Source organism: Campylobacter sp. CFSAN093233 (assembly GCF_011068165.1).
Classification (GTDB): domain Bacteria; phylum Campylobacterota; class Campylobacteria; order Campylobacterales; family Campylobacteraceae; genus Campylobacter_D; species Campylobacter_D jejuni.
Window position 1 is genome coordinate 308596 of the sequence record NZ_JAAMWY010000005.1, and the last position, 15953, is coordinate 324548.

A 15953-nucleotide genomic window follows, 5' to 3' on the forward strand; every position below is an offset into this window, starting at 1 on the left:
AAAATAAAGGTAGAGAATGAAAAAAAGTTTAATTTTAGCAAGTATTCTAAGTTTAAGTTTAAGTGCTGCGGAAGTCAAAATAGGAGTTGTTTTACCGCTTAGCGGAGCTACTGCAGCATATGGACAAAGCGCACTAGAAGGGATTAAACTTGCAAATTCAATGCAATCAGCTTTAAGTAATGGAGATAAGGTTTCTCTTGCTATTATTGATACTAAAGGTGATAAATTAGAATCTTCGAGTGGAGCAAATCGTTTAGTTTCTCAAGATAAAGTTATAGGCCTTATAGGGGAAATGGTTACTGCTAATACATTGCAAGTTATGCGCGTAGCAGAAGATAATAAAATTCCATTGATCGCTCCTGCTGCAACTGGTGATAGATTGCTTGATAAAAAAATATATTCTTCTCGAGTATGTTTTATGGATAGTTTTCAAGGTTCATCTTTAGCAAAATATGTTTTTTCAAAACTTAATTACAAAAGTGCTGTTATTGTAGTAGATCAAAGCACTGACTATTCCTTAGGTTTAGCAAAAGCTTTTGAAAAACAGTACAAGTCTAATGGTGGTCAAATTCTTAGAATTTTAAGAGTTAATTCAGGTGATAAAGATTTTAGAGCTATTGTAGCTCAAGTTAAAAGTTTAAATCCAGAATTTATTTTTTTACCGCTTTATTATAGTGAAGCTTCTTTATTTGCAAGACAATCAAAACTCGCAGGTTTAAATATTCCTATGGGTTCTGCAGATGGAGTTGCTGATCAAACTTTTATTAGTTTAGCTGGAGATGCAAGCGAGGGTTATATTTTCACAGATAGTTTTGATGCTAATAATCCAACTACAAAATTAAGCAAAGAATTTATCAGTGTTTATGAAAAAGCTAAGGGAACAAAAGAAGTTCCAAATTTTTCAGCTATGGGTGCTGATGCGTATTTTGTAATGCTAAATGCTATGAATGCTTGCGTTGAAAATCTTACTAGTAAGTGTGTCAATGAAAAAATTCACCAAACTAAAAATTATCAAGGCGTTTCTGGTGTTATCAGTATTGATCAAACAGGAAATGCAACTCGTTCTGTAGTGGTTAAAGAAATTAAAAATCAGAAGCAAAATTATAAAGATATTATCAATCCTTAAAGGAAAAATAGAAAGATTATGGATTCTACTTTATTTTTACAACAACTTGTTAATGGACTTAGTTTAGGCAGTATGTATGCCCTTATTGCTGTTGGCTATACTATGGTTTATGGCGTGTTAAGACTTATTAATTTTGCTCACGGCGATATTATGATGGTTGGTGCTTATGCGGCTCTTTTTTGCATGACTAATCTAAATGTTCCTTTTCTAGGAGCTTTGTCTTTAGCAATGATTTTTGCTGCTTGTGTTGGAATAGCTACAGATAGAATCGCTTATAAACCTTTAAGACAGGCTCCTAGAATTTCATTGTTGATTACAGCAATCGGTATTAGTTTTTTCTTGCAAAATCTTTTTAATATGCTTTTTACTTCAACACCTAGAACTTTTACACCGCCAAGTTATTTTGAGGAAAGTGTTAATTTTGGTGGAGTGATAACAACTTATGGTTCTTTAATGGTTCCTGCTCTTACATTTGTTATTTTAATAGCAGTGTTATGGATTTTGTATAAAAGCAAATATGGTATAGCTATTCGTGCTTTGGCATTTGATATACAAACAGTAAATTTAATGGGTATAGATGCAAATCGTATTATTGCTATAGTTTTTGCCCTAGGTTCAGCTTTGGCAGCAGTTGGGGGTGTTTTTTGGGCTGCAAATTATTACTCTGTTGAACCTACTATGGGAACTTTAATAGGTTTAAAAGCTTTTGCTGCTGCAGTTTTAGGAGGTATAGGTTCTGTAGTAGGTGCAGTTTTGGGTGGACTTATTATAGGATTTACTGAAGTTGTTGTTGTGGCTTTTTTTCCAGATTTATCAGGCTTTAAAGATGCATTTGCTTTTATTTTTTTGGTGTTTATATTGTTATTTAGGCCTACGGGAATTTTAGGTATAAATTTTGAAAAGAGTAGGTTTTAATGATGGTTAGAATTAAGGTTTCACATTTAATCTTTTTAATTGCTTCAATTATTTTTATTTTCATTTCTCCTTATATTTTTGGGGATTATGGATTAAACATTGTTAATCAAATTGCTATTTTTATTATTTTGGCTGTGAGTTACAATCTTATTAATGGTGTAACTGGACAATTTTCACTAGAACCCAATGGATTTGTTGCGATTGGAGCTTATGCGGCTGCTTTAGTTCTTTTAAGTGCTGATGCAAAAAATGATCAGTTTTTTTTAGATGGTCCTAGTTCTTTTATTTTAGCTATCCATTCAAATTCCTTTATTCTAGCTTTAATTGTGGCTGGAATTTGTTCATCTTTACTTGCCCTGATTTTGGCTTTTGCTGTATTTCGCGTGAGAGGGGATTATTTGGCTATTGTAACTTTAGGCTTTGGAATAATTATTAAAATAGCTGCTATTAATTTTCCTTCTATTACTAATGGCTCAAGAGGGCTGGTAGATATTCCACAATTTTCCACGATCTATTGGACAGGTGGTATTGCTATTGTAGCGGTTATTTTAATTTTAAATATAGTTTATTCTAAATATGGTCGTGCAATGAAGGCTATAAGAGATGATGAAGATGCTGCAAGCGCTATGGGAATAAATACTTTTTGGATAAAAACTTTAGCTTTTAGCACTTCAGCATTTTTAGAAGGTGTAGGTGGCGGACTTTTAGCTTGTCTGTTGACTACCGTATCTCCAACTCAATTTGATTTTTTACTTACTTTTCAGCTTTTGATTATTATTGTTTTAGGTGGACTTGGTTCTACTACAGGTGCTATTATAGGTGCGATATTGGTTATTGGTGGAAGTGAGTGGCTTAGATTTTTAGATGAGTTAAATATAAAAATAGATTCTTTAAATCTTGATATCCAATCAACGCCAGGGCTTAGAATGGTTGTTTTTTCTATTGTTCTGATTTTAGTAATGCTTTTTGCAAGAAAAGGCATAATGGGTTATTGTGAGTTGAGTGATGTGATTAGAGGGATTAAAAAGCGTTTTAAAAGGAGCAAAAAATGATTTTGGAATTAAAACAAATTTCAAAAAGTTTTGGTAGTGTTAAGGCTATTAATGAAACTTCTTTTAAAATCAATGAGGGTGAAATTTTTGCTTTAATTGGACCTAATGGGGCTGGCAAAACAACTCTTTTTAATATTATAACAGGTAACTATAAACCTAGTTCAGGTTCGGTTGAATTTCTAGGAGAAAGAATTGATCACTTAAAACCTCATAAGATTGTGCATTTAGGAATAGCTAGAACATTTCAAAATATTAGGCTTTTTTCAAGCATGAATGTGCTTGAAAATGTTCTTATTGGTTTTAATAAACAAATGAAATATAATATTTTTGAAGCCTTTTTGCATTTAGGGCGTTTTGGAAAAATAGAACAAGTATTTAAAGAGAAGGCTTATGCAATATTAGAAGAACTTGGTATTGCAGAATTTGCCTATGAAAAGGCTACTAGCTTGAGTTATGGACAACAAAGAAAAGTTGAGATTGCAAGAGCAATGGCTACTCAACCAAGATTATTATTGCTTGATGAGCCAGCCGCTGGGATGAATAGCTCTGAGAGTGATGAACTTGCTGAGCTCATTTTTAAATTACGAAAAGATTATAAAATTAGCGTTTTGCTTATAGAACATGATATGAAATTTGTAAATAAATTGTGTGATCGCGTATTGGTACTTGATTATGGAAAAACAATTTTTGAAGGTAAACTTTGCGATGCTGTAAATCATAAAGAAGTAATTGCTGCGTATTTAGGGGATTTTGATGCTAATAGTTAAAGATTTGCATGTTTATTATGGATTAATTGAAGCTGTTAAAGGGATTGATTTTAAAGTGGAAACAGGTCATATTGTTTCTCTTATAGGTTCAAATGGAGCAGGTAAAACTTCAACTTTAAATGCGCTTTTAAACTCAGTTAAAAGAACTGGTGAGGTTAATTTCTTAGGTTATGATACTAAAAGGCATTTAACTCATACTTTAGTTCAAAAAGGTATAGCTTTAGTTCCTGAAGGAAGGCGTGTTTTTATTAATTTAAGCGTAGAGGAAAATTTAAAAATAGGTGCTTTTAATAATGCTGAAAATTATGAGCATTTAAGAGAGCAAATGTATAAACTTTTTCCAAGACTTGCAAGTAAAAAGCATGCTTTAGCTGGAACATTGAGTGGAGGGGAAGCGCAAATGCTTGCGATTTCAAGGGCTTTAATGAGTGAACCAAAACTTTTGATGTTGGATGAGCCTTCTTTGGGACTTGCTCCAAAGATTGTGGGTGAAGTTTTTGATATTATTGTGCGTTTAAAAGAAGAGGGTATAACTATTCTTTTGGTAGAGCAAAATGCTTATTCTGCATTAAAAATAAGTGATTATGCTTATGTTTTGGAAAATGGTCGCATTGTAATGGAAAACGAGGCTAAAAATTTAATAGGTGATGATGAGATTAGAAAGAAATATTTAGGGCTTTAAAATTTAAAGGAAAAAGAATGAAAAATATAATAAAAAGCATAGGGGATTTAAGAGTTTCGGTTGTATTGTTTTTGCTTTTTGCGCTTTTTTGTGCTTTGGCAACTTTTATTGAAAGTGCTTATGGAACTCCTACGGCTTGGGCAATGGTTTATGATACTTTTTGGTTTGAATATATACAACTTTTACTTGGTATTAATTTACTATGCGGGATGTTTCGTTATAAAATGTTTGGGCTTAAAAAATTACCTTTAATGATTTTTCATATTTCTTTTTTATTTATTTTAGTGGGTTCTGCAATGACAAGATATGCTGGTTTTGAAGGTATTTTACCTATTAGAGAGCATACTCAAAATTCACTTATAGAAAGTTCTAAGACTTCTTTGCGTATTTCTGCTATAAAAGATGGAGAACGCTATAGTGCGGTTAATGATCGTTATATAGGAAATTTGCCTTTTGCTAATTCTTTTAAACTAAAACTTAATTTAGGTGATGATCAAGCTGTATTAAAATATAAAGATTTAATCTTAAATGCTCATTATACTTATAAAGAAAATAATAATTCTGATCCTTTATTGGTTTTGATGCTTTCTCAAAAAGGATCTCAAGGTGTTGATGTTAAATTTGAAAAAGGTGAAGTTAAGAATATAGAAGGGGTTAACTTTGCTTTTATGAATGATAATGTTAAAGCACCTTTTGTAAAAATTGATGAAAATTTAACTTTAAGTTCAAGTGAAAACTTACATTTTCTAAGTATGCTAGATGGACAAAATTTAGACCTTAAAATTGGAGAAAAGGCAAATGCTAAGGAAAGAAGACTCTATGAAATTAATGATATCAGCTTTGTAGTTAAAGCTGCTTCTTTGCATGCGCAAGAAGCTTTAGAAGGCTCCAATAGACCTCAAGATGAAAGTTTTTGGTTATGGTTTAAATCTGCTTGGTTAGAAGTGGGTAGAACTATGTTGATTTCTACTTTTGGCGAGCCTCAAAATTGGAAAAATTCTTTATTATTGCATTTTAAAGATTTTGCCTTAAGCAATAAGAATAAAAACTTAGAATTAACTGGCTCTAATGCTTTAAAATTAGAATTAAGCTATAAAAATGAAAGTAAAGAATTTTATATTTTTGAATATAATAAACCTATTATGATAGAACTTGCAGATCAAAAATTCTTTATTTCTTGGGCGCTTTCTTATGAACAATTGCCTTTTGATATTTATTTAAGAGATTTTGTATTAGATCGTTATCCAGGTTCTATGTCTCCAGCTTCTTATGCAAGTGAAATTACCGTAAAAAATAATAATGAAAATTTTGATTATAGAATTTTTATGAATAATGTTTTAGATTATGATGGCTATAGATTTTATCAAAGTTCTTATGATCAAGATGAAAAAGGGACTGTTTTATCTGTAAATAAAGATCCGGGCAAAATACCAACTTATATAGGTTATTTTCTGCTTTGTCTTGGAATGTTTATGAATTTTTTAAATCCACATTCTAGATTTAGAACTTTGGCAAGATTAATTAATAAAGACACTTTAAAACATACAAGTGTGATTATTTTTATTTTATTGTTATCTTTTGGTTCTGAAAAGACTTTTGCTCAAGATTTAAATTCGACCTTACCTGTGGTAAATACTAATCATGCTAAAGCTCTTGCCACTTTAATAGTTCAAAAATCAGCAGATGGAAGAATGGTGCCTTTTGATACGCTATCAAGAGAAATTTTAGAAAAAATTCATCAAAGTGATAGCTATAAGGGTCAAAATTCTAACGCTGTTATGCTTTCCATGCTCGTTGATGTAGATAAATGGCAAATGGAACCTTTTATTTTAATGCCACAAAATCAAGCAGTTCGTGATGCTGTTGCAAATATTTTAGAAATTCCTAGTGCTAAATATATTTCTTATAAAGATTTCTTTGATGAGAATAACCGATATAAACTTCAAAAATATGTTGAAAATGCAAATCGTAAAAACCCAAATGCAAGAGGAGTTTTTGATAAGGAAATTATAAAACTAGATGAAAGAGCTAATGTTGTAAATTTAGTTTTTAGTGGTGAATTATTTAAATTTATTCCTGTTCAAAATAATCCAAATAATGTTTGGTTTGCACCTTTTTCTGCTGTAACTACTCTTAAGGGGGATGAAGGGCATATTGTTTTGGCTTTAATACAGAATTATTTTAGTGCCGTGGAAAATGCTTTTAAAGATGGTAATTGGATTAGAGCTGATGAAGGCTTGAAATTTATCAAAGAATATCAAGAAAAAATAGGATATAAAGTCATGCCTAGTAAAACCAAGGTTGAAATGGAAATTTTTTCTAATAAGGCTGAAATTTTCGTTAAACTCGCTCCTGTATATTTAATTGCGGGTTTTTTACTCTTGATTCTTGTTTTTTCTAAAATGGTCGTACCGAATTTAAAAATCTCTTTTATATTTAAAGTGGTATATGTTTTAAATGTTTTAGCTTTTGTAATTCATACAGTAGGTCTTGGACTTCGTGCTTATTTATCAGGTCATGCTCCATGGAGTAATGGCTATGAAAGTATGGTGTATATAGCTTGGGCATTGTCTTTGTCGGGTATATTTTTCTCCAGAAAAAGTCCTATAGCCTTGTCATTAACTTCTATTTTATCTGGTGTTGTATTAATGGTTGCGCATTTAAGCGAAATGAATCCGCAAATTACAAATCTTGTTCCTGTGCTTAATTCTTATTGGCTTAGTATTCATGTATCTGTTATTACTGCTAGTTATGGATTTTTAGGACTTTGTGCCTTACTTGGTATCTTTACATTGTTCTTAATGTGTTTTCTTAAGAAAGATGGAAAATATAATCTTAATATTTTGAGAAATATTACAGAGGCTACAAGAATTAATGAAATGGCAATGATTTTTGGACTTTGTTTGCTTACTGTAGGAAATTTTTTAGGAGCAATTTGGGCAAATGAAAGTTGGGGGAGATATTGGAGTTGGGATTCTAAGGAAACTTGGGCTTTAGTTAGCATTTTGGTTTATGCAGCAATTTTGCATCTTAGAATGATTCCAAAATATTGTAATCAATTTGTGTTTGCTTTATGGAGTATGTTTGCTTATTGGGTTATTATTATGACTTATTTTGGAGTAAATTACTTTTTAACAGGACTTCATTCTTACGCTGCAGGCGAAGCGGCTCAAATTCCTAATTATGTTTATTGGGGATTTGCATTGATGGTGGTTTTAGCTTTTTTTGCAAGAAGGAAGCGAAATTTTGTGGGCAAACTTTAAATGAACCATATTTTTTTGGTTATTTTTTGTGCTGCTTTAGCGCTTTTATTGTTTTTAGGCGTGATTGCTTATCTTATTATAAGTGATGGCAAAAAAACAATTAAAAAGCAAAAAACTAGCCAAAAGCAGCATGTAGCTGAAAAGACTAAAAAATTTGATACAGACTTAGATAAAATGATAATTGCTGCTTCCGATGTTAAACTAACGGATATTGAATTAAAAGAACTTGCCAAACTTTATGTGCAGACACATAAACTTGGTTCAAAAACTTCTAAAGAATTAGATGAAGCAGCAAAAAAGAAACTAGAATTTGTTTCTGCTTTGGCTGCAAATATTAATGCAAGTGCACAAACAGTAAGTTACTTAAATAAAGAACTTAAGAAAATTTCTGGATCTTACAAAAAAGAAATTGATGCTTACGAGCATATGGGATTAGCTAAAAGAAAAATTAAAGAAGATAAATAATATGGTGCGCTCAAGAGGACTGTGATTTATAGTTAAAATAACCAAAAGAACATACTTGAAAAATTAATAATACAAAAAACATATACTTTAACATATACTTTTTAAAAAATAAAATTTTTCAAATATAGAAAATCAATAGAAGAAGAGAAGTTTAGTTAAAAGTTTGTTTGGTAAGCCAAAGGGAAAATTATAGCTCCCCTTTAAAAAATGGGAAATCAAGTATTAATAACACTTGACTATAATTATACAAAGTAGTATAATTATTACTATAATTTTGTTTAGCAATTTAATCACCTCCCTTCTGGGCGGTAAATTAACGCTAAAGGGTTGCAGCCCTTTGGCATCTACCTTTTATAATTATACCAAACAAACTCTTTAGCTTCTTAATACATTTTGTTTATAATTGAATCTTATCTTTTAGTATAAGCAAGAAAAATATAAATTAAAAAATAAAATAATTCAATATAAAGGAGATAAGCTTGGTTAAAAGTTTGTTTGATACCGCAGGTAACCCACTCTAGTTTCCCCAAAATGGCGCTTGGTTAATATGCCTTGACTATAAATAAACAAAGCAGTATAATAACCACTAGAATGAGTTTTATGAGCCTCATTGAGTTTACCTCCTTTCAGGGGTTTCACAATTTAGCCGTAGGGGGTCAGCCTGCGGCTTAAACCCTTAATGTAATTTACCAAACAAACTCTTTAACTTCTGAAACAATTTATGAAAGATTTTTGTATAAGTTTTAATATTTTATATGAAAATTTAGGTGTAAGCTATAAACAAGAAGCCTTTCGAGCTAGCTAAGAATACTTGGCTTTAGTTAGGAAGCTCCTACTTCTAAGCGTTAGCGAAAGTAGGAGTAATTCACAGTTTTCATTGTTTTAAAATTTTTCTCTTCGTTATTAATAGATAATTTCGATATATCATATCTATCCCAAAAGATAAGCTCTAAAGGTCGTTGTAAAAAATGATAAGTTAAGCTTATAAAATAATCAAAGCTATAAGCATACCACAAGGTATATAAAATCTTTTAAGTTTGTAGAAGGGTTTATTCACGGATGCTCATATTTATTTTAAATTAGCTTTTTCTAGCATTTTATTGTCCCAACCTTCTGGTAAATCTTTTATACTTGGATAATAAGGGCGTAAAAGTTCTATATAAACTCCTTTCTGATAGGAAAGCTCAAAATAATACTTTCCTAAAGCAGAAGGGATAAGCTTTGCATCTCCGTGATAATTTCCATCAGAATAGACAAAATTAGGGCTATCAAAAGGGCTTCTAGGAGAAACATATGGGCTTTGTTGAATTGGTTGCACTCCTATTTCATCATAAGCAAAATAATCATATATGTTAAATTTAAAAATACCATTATTGCCAAAGCTATAATCATAATAATCATTAAAATAACCATTTTCTCCTTCAAATCCCATATCAAGCAATATTTTTTCATAACGCTTATTTATTTCTTCGTTTAAATTTTTATAATATATTTTTGTGTCATCCATATAAGCTGCAGGATTAAAAAGAAGCTTGGTTTCATCTTGAAACAAACCATAAGAAAGCTCTAATAAGAAATCTTTTAAACTCCAAACCAAATAAGCATAAAAATACTCATCATCAAAAGTGATTAAATAATCTTCATCTTTTTTATTTTGTTTTGCTAAATAATCAAGCATAGCAAGCAATATTGGATTTTTTTTAATATAACTTTTATCTTTAAAATTATTAGCTTGTTCTTTTGTAAGAATGCCAACTTCTCCTAATTGATCATAAATTTCATCACTAAATACGAAAGGTTTTATGCCATGGTTTTTATTGATTGCATCAATATAATTTTTTATTATCATTGTGTTTTTACTATAAAGTTCTTTCACATAGGAAATGATTTGTTCTTGGCTTAAAATTTGAGTGTCTTTTTCTATTTTACATTGATACTCTAAATTATTTGGACTTTCAAAATAATAACCCCCACCCATACCATCATAAAATTTAGGTTTAATATAATTAGGATTTTTATTAGCAAGCCATAAAGGATTTTTTATCTTTTTAACTTCTTCTTCTAAATTTTCAAATTTAGCGGGTATGTATTTTGGGATGAGTTTGTTGCCTTTTTTATCAAAAACAATTTTACCAAGATATATGCCAAATTTTGGATTATAGCATTCAAGCTCATTCATATCATTAAATTTCCAAAAATATTTCTCGCTAGGACAAATATTATTATAACTTTTTATGTTTGTATTTATGGCTAAATAAATAGCATAAGGTTCTTTTCTGGTTTGTAAGAAATCTTTATGTTTAAATATATTCTTTATGGCTACTTCTAACATATCAACCTCTATATTTTTCAAAATAAAATGTGCTTATTCTCGCATCTCTTTCACTTGGAGAAAACCAATAAATTGCAGGCTTATCTGAAAATATACTGTATTTATAAGGTTTAACTCCGACACAATCTGTATAATTATTACTAATTATGCATTTTTTATCATACGCCCAAAACATAACAACATTTTCAAATTTAAAATATCCATTAGAATATATGAGTTTAAAAATGCTTTCTGTATGTTGATTTTTTATTTCTTTAGAATTATTTTTATCAATATAAAAATGTCTAAATTCGTGAAAAAAAGTTGATAATATCTGTTCTTTTTTGTTTTTTAAATTCAAATATAATGCTTTTTTTCCTACACTATTATAAGATCCGTTATTGTATTGTTTAAACTCTTTATAAATAGTTGGAATTGGTGGTTCTATGTCAAAAGCTTTTACCAAATCTTCAAGAAATTCTTGAAAAAACATAATTTTTTCCTCATCACTTTTGTTTGAAAATTCACTAAATTTTGCTTTATAGCTTGGTATGATAAAAAATTTCTCATCAGAATAAACATCTATAAATTTTTTAACAAATTTCTCTCTTTCTTTTAAATACTTATCTCCATCACTTACACTTTTAATAAATTTTTCATTAGCTAAATCAAATCTATAATAAATATAAGCAATTTTTCCTGCAAGTTGGGGATAATTTTTAAAAAATTCATAATTATTTGTTTCTTTTGCTTTTTCTTTAAAACTTTGGCAAGCTTTTAAAAACTCTACAGCCTCAAGAACACTAAAAATACAATTTGTTTGAATTATATCACTATTAAAATCATTCCTTAGTTTGCTTTCTTTTACATCCTCATCCCTTCCAACTCCTACTCTAAAGCTCATATCTATAACTATATGAAAATCTTCTAAACTAGGTATAGCCTTTTTTTCATCATAAGCAAAGACTATGATGTAATATTTATAATCTTTTATATCTTTTATTGGTTCATTATCTCTACTTATAGGTAAATGAAATCCACAAATATTACCTTTAAAACTCGCTATAAATTTAAGATCTTTAGCCTCAATAGAACGACAATCAACATCCAACAAAGATCGCATTTTTTTCTCACTATTGCACTCTACATAACTCCAATTTAGCGTTTTATCGCTTTCTTTTTCTAATTGCAATTCTATATAAGTCCCTGGTGCAAAAGAAGCATTTAAATCAATATGGGAATTTTCATGAAATATTAGTGTTTTATTCATAAACTTTTCCTACAAATATAATTTTATTATCTATTTTTTCAGGGTAAGCCACTTTGAGTGAGATTATATTTTCCCCCTCACTCTGCACAAACTTAACCTGCTTACTTAAATCCTCTAATAACTGTGCTTGTGCCATACCTATGCTACCATTATTGCCAAATTCTCCCTTTTCATTGATAGAGTAAAGATATAGATTATCTTTTATTATACTTTGTTCTTTTTTGCTTTTTTTATTTTCTTTTTCATTACTTTCTTTTATTTTTAATTCTTTAAAAGTTTTAGAACATTCTTTATTGGTATATAATCTTACACAACATTTTCCCCAAGTTTTTCCTATTTCAAAGGGATAATCTTTTAAAAAGCTAGGGTTAGTATCTTTAGCTATTTCATTAATCTTTAAATAATATTCTCCTTCAGGCAAAGTGCCAAATCTATCTTTAATACTTTCATCATCATAATAAAAATAAGCTTTTTTACCTTTACTTGTATCTTTTTCATCTTGGTAAAAATAATTTGCAATTTGCTTTTTACTTCTTTTTTCATTATCTGCCTTAGCAGTACCACTTCTTGCCATATAAGAATTAATTAATTCATTTCCTTTATAATGATAGAGATTAAATCCATCATAAACTAAATGACCTTTTGCTTTAAATTTAAGTATGAGTCCAACTTTGTGATGGGTATAATTATTAAATATCCTTTTAGCATTTTGTAAAGGAGTAGGAAAATAAGCTTCACTTTCATCAAGCTTTACTTTAAAGCTATAACAATCACTAAAATACTTTTCTTTATCAAATTTTATTTTACCCTTTTCATCACTGCGTCTTTTTAGATTAACTACTCTTAAAGCTTCATCATGTTTAAAACCTTTGATAATGATTTTAGCATTAGCAATGGGTTTATTGTGTTCATCTTTTAAATATAAAGTGATAAAGCAAGGTTTTTTAGCACTGGATGAGGATTTATTTAAGGGTTCTTTTGAAATTTTGTTAAAACTTGTATTGTTGTAGAGGATAGTCTGTTCTAAATTGGTTTGAGAGTTTGTATTGTCATCTTGCAAATATAATACCCCAGATGGCAGGATACGGGTTTTATAATATTCACGAAGTGAAGTTATAGAAGGAGTTAAAGAATTAAAAGATTGGTTTTGAAGTATTTGAAATACTCTTTTATAAATAACCATAGGTGTAATCTTTTCTTGATCTATAAAATGAATATTAACCGTTCTACCTATTTTTAAGGGATCTAATTCCTTTTCTAGAAAGAAATTTACAAATTCTGCAAGACTGCTATCACTTTCAAAATCAAAATTATCCTTTAAAGGATAAAGTTTTAGATTGGAAATACAAACAGGTTCATAAGTTTTAGCACTAATATGAAATTTTACATCTTTATTAAATGCTATACTTGTGCTTCCAAAAGCAAAAGCTCTTTTAGCATAATTGCCTGAATTTGTATCTAAATAATAATGAATTATTCTAACTGCCATTTTATTTTCATCGTATTTTTCGTATTTATTTTCTTCATTATTTTCTTTATCTTTAGTGCTTTTATCTTTATTCTTATTATCTTCATCAAGAAACGGATTTACACCTCCATATACCTTAGTTTTTATGATATCGTCTAATTCTAAAATATATGTTTCATTTTCTATTTTATCTTTAAATTCCCCAAGTTCTTTTTCACTAAAAACACTTTTGAAAAAATTTTGAAATATCCCAAAATTTGTAGCATTGGTATATCTATCTACATATTTCATATAATCAAGTGCTGAAGCTTGTATGATTATTTCTTTTTCATCTCTTGCTTGATAATCTTTACCTATAAGCACACGGTTATCTTTTCTGGCTAAATCACTTGGCGGTGTGCTTTGCCCCCAAAGATAATAGGATAAAATTTCTACTCCATAATCGCCTTTTAAATTTAACGATGCCATTCATCCCTCCATTGCATATCATGAAATAATTGATAATATAATCCAGGAGGATCAAAGTCATAACGCATTTCAACTTCGCCACAATTTGTAATGGGATAATATATGTATTCATGATTGTTTTTATTATCTTTATTTTTCCAATATTCTACAGTGCCTTTTTTAAATTTAAAGTCATGGTCGTTTCCAATAAAATATTTTTGTATCATTAAAGCAAAAACAGAATAACCAAATTTTGAATAATAACCAGTATCACCACCAACGACAATAAATCTAATATCATAAGGCATAAAAGTAAAATCACCTAACCTATCTTGTAAGAGTAAAGAATATTTAAGCTCTAAATCATCTGTTAAAATTTTTTCCTCCTCAAAAGGTCTTACAATGCTAAAGCCTTGCATTATTTTTTGCATATTTTCTTCTTGGCTTTTATTAAGATTAATTTGTTTTGCAATATCATCGATACCAAATTGTTTGCCGTTGCTGTAAAATTGACAATTTAAACCTTTCTTTGCTTTTTCTTTGCTTGAATAATAGCAATTAGTGATATCAAGCCAATCTCCATCTGCATTCATAACTAGTGGATCATGTGCTTGGTTATAAAGTTTTTCAAGCCAATCTTTAGTAGCTCTTTCAAATAATTCATTTTGGCTTAATCTTCTACCTTCTTTTATGCAATAACCCTCTTGATTAAGTGTTACTATAGGACGTAAAGTCACTTTTACATAACCATTTTTAATTTCGGTATAAAAAAGTAATTTATATCCGATAAATAATATAGCTACAATCCAAGTTAATTTTTTTAATTTTGTATTAAATAAAAAATTAAGTCTATAAAAAAGTTTTTTCATTTATAATCCTAAAATCTAAGCTATTTTACAATAATACTTACAATAACCACTAGAATAATTTTTAATCTTTGCATTATGATTGTTATATTTTATATTCAAATCGCCTAGAAAACTTATCGTATTTAAAATAATAAGGTAATTTTCTATACCTTGTCTATCTTCAGGACTTAAATTATTTTCCACATGCATTTAATCTTCCTTTGGCAATATCTATGAAATGATTAAGTTTTTTTGTTGCATATATCGCTGGGTATATCATTTCTTGAATTTCGGTTTTTAGTTTTGTTTTGTATAATAAATCCATTTTTTCATAAGAATTTATCATATTTTCTAATAATTGTTCTTTTTGCGGTATAGAGCAAATAAAGTTTTTATCTAGGCTTGAAGCAAATGGGACGAGATTAAAAAGAAAATAATCAGCGTTAAAGGCTATTTTCATGAGTGTATAAGTGTCAGGCAATGTATCTATTTTATTGATAAAAATGATATATTTATCTATAATGCTTATAAAATTATTCATTTCATCTAAATTAGTAGTGCTATTAGAAGCAAGATAAAAATAATTAAGATTATTTTCACTTTTTCTTCCAAATATACTTGTCTTATCTCTAAGAGCTTTAAGATAAGCATTATCCAAACCTAAAATTTGCATAAAATTAGAATCTCTTTTGAAATGATGCATATAATTTAACAATTCTTTTTGATTTGTTTTTAATTCTTCATTTAAGTTTTGCTCTTTAAAAACTTTTTTAAATTCTTCTTCATTACTTTTAAATAGTTTATACATATCTTTAGCATTTTGATATTCTTTTTCATAATAATATCTATCCCAAAAGATAAGCTCTAAAGGTCGTTGTAAAAAATGATAAGTTAAGCTTATAAAAATAATCAAAGCTATAAGCACACCACAAGGTATATAAAATCTTTTAAGTTTGTAAAAAGGTTTTTTTATTGTTTATCCTTTACTCTGCTTTAAGCTCTCCACCTTTAACCACAAGTCCATTAGAGTCTATAATTACTTCTACTCCACCTGCTTTAATGATAACACAATCAGGTTTTGCATTAATAATTGTTTCTCCTACCTGTATAGTCGCTTCGCTATCGGCTTTTAACTCATGAATAGTTGTGATGTTATCAGCTACCATGCTTGTATTTTTATCACTTTCAAATCCTATGGATTCATTACTTGTAAAAAGAATATTGTCTTTGCTTTTATAATCCATCTCTTTCTCGCTTAATACTTGCATTTTATCGCTGATATTAATATTATAATGTCCCTCAACCACCTCCTTTTTATTTCCCTTCACATTTCTTATCT

General features: G+C 29.1%; 13 protein-coding genes and 1 pseudogene. 7 read left to right on the plus strand and 7 right to left on the minus strand.

Going from position 1 to position 15953, the window contains the following annotated elements; translation table 11 throughout:
- Positions 1-16: 16 nt before the first annotated feature.
- From FBF15_RS04415 to FBF15_RS04445, 7 genes are read left to right on the plus strand one after another with little or no spacing between them, the layout of a single operon-like run.
- Positions 17-1126: an ABC transporter substrate-binding protein gene (locus FBF15_RS04415; protein WP_002852953.1), complete on the plus strand. Its 1110-nt coding sequence runs from the start codon at positions 17-19 to the stop codon at positions 1124-1126.
- A gap of 18 nt (positions 1127-1144) precedes the next feature.
- Positions 1145-2041 carry a branched-chain amino acid ABC transporter permease gene (locus FBF15_RS04420; RefSeq protein WP_002852952.1) on the plus strand — a complete coding sequence of 299 codons (897 nt, stop codon included), beginning with the start codon at positions 1145-1147 and terminating at the stop codon, positions 2039-2041.
- Positions 2041-3093, plus strand: coding sequence for a branched-chain amino acid ABC transporter permease (locus FBF15_RS04425; protein WP_038817032.1), 1053 nt, complete (start codon positions 2041-2043; stop codon positions 3091-3093). Before FBF15_RS04420 ends, FBF15_RS04425 begins: the two co-directional genes overlap by 1 nt.
- Positions 3090-3860 carry an ABC transporter ATP-binding protein gene (locus FBF15_RS04430; RefSeq protein WP_002853599.1) on the plus strand — a complete coding sequence of 257 codons (771 nt, stop codon included), beginning with the start codon at positions 3090-3092 and terminating at the stop codon, positions 3858-3860. Before FBF15_RS04425 ends, FBF15_RS04430 begins: the two co-directional genes overlap by 4 nt.
- Positions 3847-4542, plus strand: a complete 696-nt coding sequence (locus tag FBF15_RS04435; RefSeq protein WP_002852965.1) for an ABC transporter ATP-binding protein — start codon at positions 3847-3849, stop codon at positions 4540-4542. The genes FBF15_RS04430 and FBF15_RS04435 overlap by 14 nt, the downstream gene beginning before the upstream one ends.
- 17 nt (positions 4543-4559) lie before the next feature.
- Positions 4560-7805 carry a cytochrome c biogenesis protein CcsA gene (gene ccsA, locus FBF15_RS04440; RefSeq protein WP_052773716.1) on the plus strand — a complete coding sequence of 1082 codons (3246 nt, stop codon included), beginning with the start codon at positions 4560-4562 and terminating at the stop codon, positions 7803-7805.
- Positions 7806-7820: 15 nt separating this feature from the next.
- A complete protein-coding gene (locus tag FBF15_RS04445; protein WP_072233187.1) occupies positions 7821-8270 on the plus strand; it encodes a hypothetical protein in 450 nt (149 codons plus the stop codon).
- A gap of 1069 nt (positions 8271-9339) precedes the next feature.
- Here the strand turns inward: FBF15_RS04445 and FBF15_RS04450 are convergent.
- From FBF15_RS04450 to FBF15_RS04480, 7 genes and pseudogenes are all read right to left on the minus strand, one after another.
- Positions 9340-10623: a hypothetical protein gene (locus tag FBF15_RS04450; protein ID WP_052773717.1), complete on the minus strand. Its 1284-nt coding sequence runs from the start codon at positions 10621-10623 to the stop codon at positions 9340-9342.
- Positions 10604-11851 (minus strand): hypothetical protein, encoded by a 1248-nt coding sequence (locus tag FBF15_RS04455; protein ID WP_032585104.1) that lies wholly within the window; start codon positions 11849-11851, stop codon positions 10604-10606. Before FBF15_RS04455 ends, FBF15_RS04450 begins: the two co-directional genes overlap by 20 nt.
- A complete protein-coding gene (locus FBF15_RS04460; RefSeq protein ID WP_052773718.1) occupies positions 11844-13787 on the minus strand; it encodes a hypothetical protein in 1944 nt (647 codons plus the stop codon). Before FBF15_RS04460 ends, FBF15_RS04455 begins: the two co-directional genes overlap by 8 nt.
- The gene (locus FBF15_RS04465; RefSeq protein ID WP_052773719.1) at positions 13775-14635 is read right to left on the minus strand and encodes a hypothetical protein; all 861 of its coding nucleotides are present in this window, start codon (positions 14633-14635) and stop codon (positions 13775-13777) included. Before FBF15_RS04465 ends, FBF15_RS04460 begins: the two co-directional genes overlap by 13 nt.
- Before the next feature lie 15 nt (positions 14636-14650).
- Complete coding sequence (locus FBF15_RS04470) at positions 14651-14824, minus strand: hypothetical protein (RefSeq protein WP_002873070.1); 174 nt, start codon at positions 14822-14824, stop codon at positions 14651-14653.
- Positions 14808-15539, minus strand: coding sequence for a hypothetical protein (locus tag FBF15_RS04475; RefSeq protein WP_070302921.1), 732 nt, complete (start codon positions 15537-15539; stop codon positions 14808-14810). The genes FBF15_RS04470 and FBF15_RS04475 overlap by 17 nt, the downstream gene beginning before the upstream one ends.
- Positions 15540-15597: 58 nt before the next feature.
- Positions 15598-15953 (minus strand): annotated as a pseudogene (locus FBF15_RS04480) (VgrG protein); the annotation flags it as partial.

Bases quoted from the DNA above. Each gene is read 5' to 3' on its own strand.
- FBF15_RS04415 (WP_002852953.1), top strand. From the start codon at position 17: ATGAAAAAAAGTTTAATTTTAGCAAGTATTCTAAGTTTAAGTTTAAGT.
- FBF15_RS04420 (WP_002852952.1), top strand. From the start codon at position 1,145: ATGGATTCTACTTTATTTTTACAACAACTTGTTAATGGACTTAGTTTA.
- FBF15_RS04425 (WP_038817032.1), top strand. From the start codon at position 2,041: ATGATGGTTAGAATTAAGGTTTCACATTTAATCTTTTTAATTGCTTCA.
- FBF15_RS04430 (WP_002853599.1), top strand. From the start codon at position 3,090: ATGATTTTGGAATTAAAACAAATTTCAAAAAGTTTTGGTAGTGTTAAG.
- FBF15_RS04435 (WP_002852965.1), top strand. From the start codon at position 3,847: ATGCTAATAGTTAAAGATTTGCATGTTTATTATGGATTAATTGAAGCT.
- ccsA (WP_052773716.1), top strand. From the start codon at position 4,560: ATGAAAAATATAATAAAAAGCATAGGGGATTTAAGAGTTTCGGTTGTA.
- FBF15_RS04455 (WP_032585104.1), bottom strand. From the start codon at position 11,851: ATGAATAAAACACTAATATTTCATGAAAATTCCCATATTGATTTAAAT.
- FBF15_RS04460 (WP_052773718.1), bottom strand. From the start codon at position 13,787: ATGGCATCGTTAAATTTAAAAGGCGATTATGGAGTAGAAATTTTATCC.
- FBF15_RS04465 (WP_052773719.1), bottom strand. From the start codon at position 14,635: ATGAAAAAACTTTTTTATAGACTTAATTTTTTATTTAATACAAAATTA.
- FBF15_RS04470 (WP_002873070.1), bottom strand. From the start codon at position 14,824: ATGCATGTGGAAAATAATTTAAGTCCTGAAGATAGACAAGGTATAGAA.